General features: G+C 54.6%; 1 protein-coding gene. It reads right to left on the bottom strand.

The genetic code is table 11. The features are described from left to right. The coding region (locus tag ASG00_RS17630) for a hypothetical protein (RefSeq protein ID WP_235559418.1) at nt 1-227 on the bottom strand (227 nt) is incomplete at both ends.

Genomic DNA, 227 nt, shown 5'->3' with positions numbered 1-227 from the left:
CCGCCAGTTCGATGGGGCCGTCCTCAAACTTCCAGTCTCGGGCTTCAAGGGTGTATTTCGAGTGGTCTTCGCCGAAGTAGAGCCAGTGCGAGTGAACTAAATCGTGCCGAATCTCACGGAAGGAAGCAACATCCTCCAACCATTCGATAGCGAACGCTCGCTCCTCACTGGCCCACCCGCGGCGCAGCATCAAACTGGTAATCGCCTTAACCTTCTTGTCAAAGTAT

It is taken from the genome of Microbacterium sp. Leaf351, from assembly GCF_001423825.1.
Taxonomy (GTDB): Bacteria; Actinomycetota; Actinomycetes; order Actinomycetales; family Microbacteriaceae; genus Microbacterium; species Microbacterium ginsengisoli.
Note: the sequence above shows the minus strand (reverse complement) of the source record. Positions and strands in the feature narration are given on the sequence as shown.